The sequence below is a fragment of the Neorhizobium sp. BETTINA12A genome (assembly GCF_023006485.1).
Classification (GTDB): Bacteria; Pseudomonadota; Alphaproteobacteria; order Rhizobiales; family Rhizobiaceae; genus Neorhizobium.
On the sequence record NZ_JALBGW010000201.1, the window covers coordinates 1 to 7535 of the forward strand.

Annotated in this window: 8 protein-coding genes; 3 read left to right on the forward strand and 5 right to left on the reverse strand. The window is 61.2% G+C overall.

What is annotated here, in order from left to right; all coding sequences use genetic code 11:
- On the reverse strand, positions 1-1156 hold a 1156-nt coding region (locus MOV61_RS26745; RefSeq protein ID WP_247138754.1), incomplete at its 3' end, for an MFS transporter.
- Positions 1157-1314: 158 nt separating this feature from the next.
- Here MOV61_RS26745 and MOV61_RS26750 point away from each other — a divergent pair.
- Positions 1315-1932 (forward strand): TetR/AcrR family transcriptional regulator, encoded by a 618-nt coding sequence (locus MOV61_RS26750; protein ID WP_247138759.1) that lies wholly within the window; start codon positions 1315-1317, stop codon positions 1930-1932.
- A gap of 69 nt (positions 1933-2001) precedes the next feature.
- Here the strand turns inward: MOV61_RS26750 and MOV61_RS26755 are convergent, their stop codons facing one another.
- A complete protein-coding gene (locus tag MOV61_RS26755) occupies positions 2002-3210 on the reverse strand; it encodes an ImmA/IrrE family metallo-endopeptidase (RefSeq protein ID WP_038541509.1) in 1209 nt (402 codons plus the stop codon).
- Positions 3211-3224: 14 nt separating this feature from the next.
- Positions 3225-3947, reverse strand: a complete 723-nt coding sequence (locus tag MOV61_RS26760) for a hypothetical protein (RefSeq protein ID WP_038541506.1) — start codon at positions 3945-3947, stop codon at positions 3225-3227.
- Between the two features lie 339 nt (positions 3948-4286).
- Here MOV61_RS26760 and MOV61_RS26765 point away from each other — a divergent pair, with 339 nt between their 5' ends.
- Both MOV61_RS26765 and MOV61_RS26770 read left to right on the forward strand, forming a co-directional pair.
- Entirely contained in the window at positions 4287-5186 is a 900-nt protein-coding gene (locus MOV61_RS26765; protein WP_247138755.1) for a DMT family transporter, read from the forward strand.
- A 104-nt stretch (positions 5187-5290) separates the two neighbouring features.
- On the forward strand, positions 5291-6550 hold the full coding sequence (locus MOV61_RS26770; RefSeq protein WP_247138756.1) for an MFS transporter: 1260 nt from the start codon (positions 5291-5293) through the stop codon (positions 6548-6550).
- Positions 6551-6569: 19 nt separating this feature from the next.
- On the opposite strand, the gene MOV61_RS26775 is transcribed toward MOV61_RS26770, so the two are convergent.
- Both MOV61_RS26775 and recO read right to left on the reverse strand, forming a co-directional pair.
- Positions 6570-6944, reverse strand: coding sequence for a GFA family protein (locus tag MOV61_RS26775; RefSeq protein ID WP_247138757.1), 375 nt, complete (start codon positions 6942-6944; stop codon positions 6570-6572).
- A 28-nt stretch (positions 6945-6972) separates the two neighbouring features.
- Positions 6973-7535, reverse strand: a 563-nt coding sequence (recO, locus tag MOV61_RS26780; protein WP_247138758.1) for a DNA repair protein RecO, incomplete at its 5' end; no start/stop codon positions are given.

The window sequence follows — 7535 nt, forward strand, 5'->3', positions numbered from 1 at the left end:
ATGCGGCGAGCATCGTGGTGAGCGCCAGCGCGCCGCCGGCGACCGCGACCCAGAAGCCGTTGGAGGCGCCATAGGCGTCGATCGTCCAGCCAGCGAGCGACGAGCCGGCGGCAAAGCCGATGCTCATGCCGGTCATGGCATAGGTGATGCCCTCCGTGACCTGCGACGAGGGAACGATGCGTTCGATCAGGGTCATGGCGCTGATAAAGGTCGGCGAGATCGCAGCGCCGGCAAGGAAGATCACCGCTGTCAGCCCCCAGAGGCTGCCGACGAAGGGCATGGGCAGCGTGGTGACGGCGGCAACGAGGCTTGCGAGGAGCAGCCGGCGGGCCAGCGACGACTTGAACTTGATGGCGCCGAAGACGATGCCGACCACGAAGGAACCGGCGGCATAGGCCGACAGGATGTAGCTGGCGGCGCCCTTGTTGCCCATCGCTTCCGAGAAGGCGACGACCGAGACTTCCGCCGTGCCGAAAATGATGCCCATGCCGGCGCAGAGCACGACCAGGAACCACATGGCAGGCAGCCGCATGACCGAACCACCGCCTTTCATCCGCTGTGGATCGATCTTCGGTTCGGTCGATTTCTGGACCACGAACAGTGCCGTGCCGACGGCGAGGAACGCGGCGGAAGCGAGCACGCCGGCTTCCGGGAAGAGCGCGACGCTGAGGCCGATGCCGAAGACCGGGCCACAGATATAGACTAGCTCGTCGATGACAGATTCGAAGGCGAAGGCGGTGTGCAGTTCCGGCCGGTCGCGATAGATCTCCGACCAGCGGGCTCGCACCAGCGCCATCATGCTCGGCATCAGGCCCGCGACGAGGGCGAAGGCAAACAGTGTCCAGATCGGCCAGCGCATCCAGGCAGCGGCCGCAAGGCCGATCAGCGCGAAAAAGGTGACGAACGTTGTCGGCACCAGCACCGCCGACTGGCCTTTCGCATCCACCCAGCGCGACACCTGCGGGGAAATGAAGGCGTTGGCGAGCGCAAACGTGGCCGAGACCGCGCCGGCCAGCCAATATTCGCCATGCGTCTGGGAAAGCATGGCGACAAGGCCGATCGTCGTCATCGGCAGCGGCAGCCGCGCCACGAAGGCGGCGGCGGAAAAACCTTTGGTACCCGGCCTTGCGAATATTTCGCGATAGGGATTGGGCATAACCTGCTCCTTGGGTTATTTTGAATGAGGACTTACATACGCCGCGTATGTGAGGTAAATAGCCGCATACGTTTCGTATGTCAATTCACATACGGAGCGTATGCGAATAATTTGGAGTCCGCATGGCTGAGAAGATGGCAGACAAGATCGTCACCGATATGGCTCCCGGCACGGGCCCGAGGAGCGCCGCCAGGCCGCGCAAGGAAATGATCGCCGAAACGAAGGCCAAGCTGATCGCCGCCGCAAGGCACGCCTTTGCGCGCCAGGGTTATGCCGAGGCCTCGATGGACGATTTCACCGCCGGCGCCGGGCTGACGCGCGGGGCGCTCTATCACCATTTCGGCGACAAGAAGGGCCTGCTGATGGCGGTGGTCATGCAGATCGACGCGGAAATATCAAACCGTCTCTGCGAGATCTCGAGCCGGGCCGACAATACCTGGCGCGGCTTCGTCGACGAATGCGTCGCCTATATAGAGATGTCGCTGGAGCCCGAAATCCAGCGGATCATGCTGCTCGACGGACCGGCGGTGCTCGGCGATCCGTCGCAATGGCCAAGCCAGAGCGCCTGCATCCGCACCACCACCGCAAGCATCCAGAAACTGATCGACGACGGTACGATCCGCCCCGTCGACGCCGAAGCCACCGCCCGCCTCGTCAACGGCGCCACCTTGAGCGCCGCACTCTGGATCGCCAGCGCGGAGGACCCGAAAGCCGTGTCGAAAAAGGCGGTGGAGGCGTTTCTGACGCTGGTTTCGGGGTTGTTGGTGGAGCGGTGAGTGATTCGGGTGCAGCGCTTTGGAGCGTGTCGCGAGACGGTGAGATAGATCCCTCGGATTGCGAAGTAGTCACTTCCCGTCACGTCGATTGGGGAACTGAAATACCTTACTGGTTTGCTCACGGTCTTCTGAGCGCCTTGGCCGAGCTTCGGGTTTCAGGCTGACAACACGAGCTGTCTCCATGGTCAGCCAGCCAGATGGCAGATTGGCTAAACTTTCCACATCATGGGGAAAGAGGGGTAAGTCCAAGCAGAGCGTTTCCTTGGTGACTTGGCCCGCGTCAATCAACGCTTTGAACACATCAGCCAAAGTCGAAGGCTGCTGAAGAAGCCAAACATCATCATATGGCTCGCCTCCAGATTGATATCCTTTAGCGCTGTATGCCTTATAAAGCCTCGTTGATAGGCCCCGGTCGATTATATTGAGCCTCTGAAGCCGCATGATTTGAGCCTTGATCGACACTCGCCAGCGCAATTTGAGCCTTTCAAGCTCCCACATAGTGATGCTGTCGATCTCAACACCGAACTGGCTTGCGGGCAGGAGAAAAGCAGATGCGAAACGATGGGCTTGATCCTCAATCAGTCTGAAGTTTTCCTCAAACTCAACTTCAGACACAGCGCGATGAAGCACGAGATGTGCTAGTTCATGAGCGGCATCGAATTGTCTGCGCGCAAAAGACTGCTTGTCGCTGGCAAGAAGGACGTAGGGTCTCCCGTCCCTGCCCCAACGGCTGAGGCCGTCTAGCTGCGTTGTTTCCATCGGTTCGCTGCCCACGACAACGCCGTTGTTTTCCAGCAGTACTACCATATCTGGGATGGGCCTTAGGCCTAGCCCCCACTGCTCTCGAAGTTCGCCAGCCAATGCCTCAATGTCATCATCTCTCAACGTCTTGAAGCTACGAGCGCCCAGCAAATCGGGGACACTCACCTCTGGAAGAAATGCGTAGTGCTCTGCAACGGCTGCAACATCCTCAAGCCAAACAATGCGAATTTGCTGAACAAGCCGCTCGCCACGAAGAGCACCTGCAAAGGACCGGAAAAACGCAGGGCCCGCTTGTCCCTCCCGCTCGGTGAGAAAATAGTCTTCGGGAACAGCAAGCACAGCTGAGAGTTCCGCGAGTGCGGCGGGCTCCGGAGAGGTCTCGCCCTCCTCCCATCGAATAACCGTACTGGCCGCTCTCTGCATGAGATCAGCCAATGCCTTGCGAGAGGTAATTCCCCTCGCCTGCCGCGCTTCTGCAAGCTTTGCGCCCAGAAAGCCTTGAACCCCACTACGCACTTTTCATTTCCAATTCACTTTTCGTCTGCATCTGCTTTCTCCGTCTTGCCTTTTTTGAAGGTCCCAGAGACGGTACGAAGTTTCGGCGGACGTTTCCCCATGGGAGCTGCGGAAGACGTGGCTCCATAGCCAGCAAGAAAGTCCTCGATTCCGGCCTGATACAGAAACACTTCGCCACGGCTATCCGCGATGCTAACGGTCATCGAAGCGATTTTGCCGAGAATGGCAGGATCACGCCTCACCATAATCAGCACAAATCGTTGCCGATCATTGAACATTTCCAGGCCATGAAACAAATCCGGAGCAAGGCCCCGGTTTTGATGGCAGAGCGCCCTACGGGTTGCATTTTTGACGGGGGTGTCTTCCAACTCCCGATGAGATGCAAAGCCGATCAATGTGTCTCCAAAAAGGCCGGTGGTGAGGTGAATAGGAGCTGCTTTCATCTCATCCGGGTTCAATTCAACTAGAACAGACTTGATAGCTTGCCCGCCATGCCGGAGGAGCGCCTGCTCAAACACTTCATCAAGCAACTGATGCCGCACCAGTCCAACAGCTTTGCTCTCACGCACACGCGACAGCGGCACCCCATTCGTGACAGCCTTATGCGAGTGACGAACCGCCGCGTCCGCCTGCTCTGCTGCCAATGGAAACTGCGCCTTGACGTCTACAAAAAGATCGCGAGGGATAGCCCGCCGGATCGCATGTTCGAACTCGAATTTACGCTCATCGGTGATCATAGAGGCTTCCTCGCTGCCCTAGTGCCAATTTTGCATTATGCGGATTTAGCACACAAAGTTTTGCACTTTGCAAGAGCTGAGGTTCGATTTCCACATACTATGGGGATACCTATCATTGGCCAAAGATGTTTCCGATGCGTAAGTCCGCTTTTGGCCCATCTTCTGCGCCTCCATTTGATGAAGGGTGGACGCGTCCCACTCCCCCGCCACACGCATGGCAGCTATTCGCAAAAGCAGGTTGTCCGGCCCCTTGCCGAACGGTCACAACGGGGTCATCACCATATGCTGCTCATGCGCCGGCCGGGTTTTCGGGCGGTTTCCCCGAAAGAGACTGCCTTCATGACCCCTCGGTCCACCGGCCTCATCTGCGCCATCGCGGCGGTGACGATCTTTTCGCTGCAGGACGGGATTTCCAAACATCTGGGCAGCGCCTATCCGCCGATCTTCATCACCATGATCCGCTATTGGGCATTCGCGGCCTTTGCGTTTGCGCTGGCCAGCCGGTCATCGGGCGGCGTGAAGGTTGCGGCGAAAGCCGGCCGGCCCTGGCTGCAGGTTGCCCGCGGCGCGCTTCTGGCGGTGCAGATCGTCATCTCGATCTTCTCCTTTTCGCATGTCGGGCTGGCGGCGAGCCACACGATGTTTGCGGCGACGCCGCTGGTGGTCGCCTGTCTTTCGGTGCCGTTTCTCGGCGAAAAGGTCGGCTGGCGGCGGTGGACGGCGATCGGCGTCGGCTTTATCGGCATCCTTCTGATCGTCAACCCGCTCAACGCCAAGTTCGATGCCAGGATCGTCATTCCGATGGTCGCGACGCTGATGTTCGGGCTCTATTCCGTCATGACCCGGCTTGCCAGCCGCACCGACACGTCAGAAACGGCCTTTTTCTATACCGGCGTCGTCGGCGCGGTGACGATCACCTTCGTCGGTCCGTTCTACTGGACCCAGGTCACGCCTGCCGACTGGCTGTGGATGGTGGTGCTCTGCATCACCGGCATGAGCGGGCATTACCTTCTCATCCGCGCCTTCAACCTGCTCGATGCGGTGGTCGTGCAGCCGATGACCTATATCCAGTCGGTGCTGGTCTGCCTGATCGGCGTCTTCGTGTTCGGCGAGGTGATGACCGCCAACATGATCCTCGGCGTCGCAATCGTCATCGGCGCCGGCATTTTTACCATCTGGCGCGAGGCCCGGCTCGGGCGCATGAGCCCACCGGCGATCGATCCGCCGGGCACGCCGTAGAGGCGCGTACCATCAATCCCGGTGATGGATTGATTGAGCAAAAGTTGTTTTAACACCGCAAGCGCGCGCGGTATGTTTTGCTCCTTGTGTTCGAGGAGGTCCGCATGCCCACGTCCGCATCGCCATCCGTGCGCCCCTCGGGGCCGAGGCCGGCTTCCATGCCCTGGCTGATCATCGTCGCCGGCGCCCTGATCGCCATGCTGACCTTCGGCCCGCGCTCGGCCATGGGCTTCTTCCAGCTGCCGATGCTCCACGATACCGGCTGGGACCGCTCCACCTTCGCGCTCGCCATGGCGATCCAGAACCTTGCCTGGGGGCTCGGCCAGCCATTGTTCGGGGCGCTTGCCGACAAATACGGCACCGGGCGGGTGCTGACCCTTTCCGGCCTGCTCTATGCCTGCGGCCTGATCCTGATGTCGACCGCCCATTCGGTCCCGGTGCTCTATGTCAGCGGCGGCGTGATGGTCGGGCTTGCAGTCGGCGCCGGCTCGTTCGGCACCATCCTGTCGGCCTTCGCCCGCAACGTGACGCCCGAACAGCGGTCGGTCGCCTTCGGCATCGGCACGGCGGCGGGTTCGGCCGGCATGTTCCTGTTTGCGCCGTTGAGCCAGGCGCTGATCAACACCTACGGCTGGTCGGACAGCCTCGTCTATATCGCCTTGCTGATGCTGCTGGTGCCGGTGCTCGCCTATCCCTTGCGCGGCAATTCCAGCTCCGGCACCCAGTCGCAGTCCGAGATCAAGCAGACCGTCGGCGAGGCGCTGCGCGAGGCCTTCGGCCACCAGAGCTACCTTCTGCTGACCTCCGGCTTTTTCGTCTGCGGTTTCCAGGTGGCGTTCATCACAGCGCATTTCCCGGCCTATCTCGGCGATATCGGCATCGCGCCCGCTTACGCGGTGATCGCCATGGCGCTGATCGGCTTCTTCAACATCATCGGCTCGTTCGGCGCGGGCATGATCGGCCAGCGTTATTCAAAGCCCTATTTCCTCGCCTATATCTATGTCGCCCGGTCGATCGCGGTGACCGCCTTCCTCCTCCTGCCGCAGACGCCCGTCTCGGTGATCGTGTTTGCGATCGTCATGGGGCTTTTGTGGCTTTCCACCGTGCCGCCGACCAACGGGCTCGTCGCCATCATGTTCGGCACGCGCCATCTCGGGCTCTTGGGCGGCATCGTTTTCCTGTCGCACCAGGTGGGCTCGTTCCTCGGCGTGTGGATGGGCGGTTATCTCTACGACCGGTTCGGCTCCTACGATCCGGTCTGGTGGCTGGGCGTGGCACTCGGCATCTTTGCGGCCGTCGTGCATTGGCCGATCCAGGAAAAGCCGATCGACCGCGGCTTGTTGCGGCCTCAGCCGGCGGAGTAATGCGGCTTCTTGCAGACGGTCACTCGAGCGCCGGCACCCAGGAATGCCGGTGCTGGTCGTAGACGGCCTGCGAGGGTGCCGGGAAGCCCGGATCGGCGAACGAGCCGACACCGACCGCGATCATATCCGGCCTGCGCTGCGGCTCCCAGAACACCGTCGATCCGCAATTCGGACAGAAATGCAGGTTGACCACAAAGCCGCTGTCCCCCAGGCGGGCGTAGGCGGTGCTTCCCCCCTCGATGCGCACCTGGGCGCGGTCGAAGAAGGCGCCGATGCCATAGGTGCTGCCGGTCCGTTTCTGGCATTCGAGGCAATGGCAGAGCGAGACCTTGACCGGCTCTCCTTTACAGATGGCCCGCAATTTGCCGCAGGCGCAGGTGGCTATCCGCTCCATGGGTTCCTCCTTCAGCTGGATTTCTCGTTCAACCGGCCTGGCGTTCCGTATCCTTCGAAAGCGCCTTCAGCGCCGCCTGGACGAAACCGTCACGGGCGGCGTTTTCCGTCAGGCCGCGGGGTTCGTAGACGTGGCGATGCAGGAAATAACCGGTGAGCCGGAAGGCCTCCGCCATGCTGTCGCGGTCGGCGGCCGAAGCGGCGCCTTCGCTCAAGAACCCCGGCAGTGCCAGCATCCGGTCGGCATAGGGCATGCCTGCCTCGCGGGAAACGGCGCGGCCGGTTTTCGGCGAGACGTAAACGAGGTTTTCGCGTCCGCCGGTCGCCGCGCATTCGGTGAGGTCGAGGCCGAAACCAAGGTCGTTCAACACCGCGAGCTCGAAACGCACGAAAAGTTCGCCGGCATCGGAGGGGTCGTCGAAGGCATCGAGGATGATGTCCAGCGCTTCGAAGAGATGCGGATGCGGATCACGCTCCGGCAGCAGGCGCAGCAGCGCGCCCATCGCCTGGACGCCGTAGACCGCGGTCGCCGTCTCCATCAGCTTGGCGGCGCGCAGGCGGATCGGTTCCAGCTTGAACTCGCCGAGATGTT

Excerpts from the sequence above, each read along its gene's own strand:
- MOV61_RS26750 (WP_247138759.1), top strand. The coding sequence starts at position 1,315 with ATGGCTCCCGGCACGGGCCCGAGGAGCGCCGCCAGGCCGCGCAAGGAA.
- MOV61_RS26760 (WP_038541506.1), bottom strand. The coding sequence starts at position 3,947 with ATGATCACCGATGAGCGTAAATTCGAGTTCGAACATGCGATCCGGCGG.
- MOV61_RS26765 (WP_247138755.1), top strand. The coding sequence starts at position 4,287 with ATGACCCCTCGGTCCACCGGCCTCATCTGCGCCATCGCGGCGGTGACG.
- MOV61_RS26770 (WP_247138756.1), top strand. The coding sequence starts at position 5,291 with ATGCCCACGTCCGCATCGCCATCCGTGCGCCCCTCGGGGCCGAGGCCG.
- MOV61_RS26775 (WP_247138757.1), bottom strand. The coding sequence starts at position 6,944 with ATGGAGCGGATAGCCACCTGCGCCTGCGGCAAATTGCGGGCCATCTGT.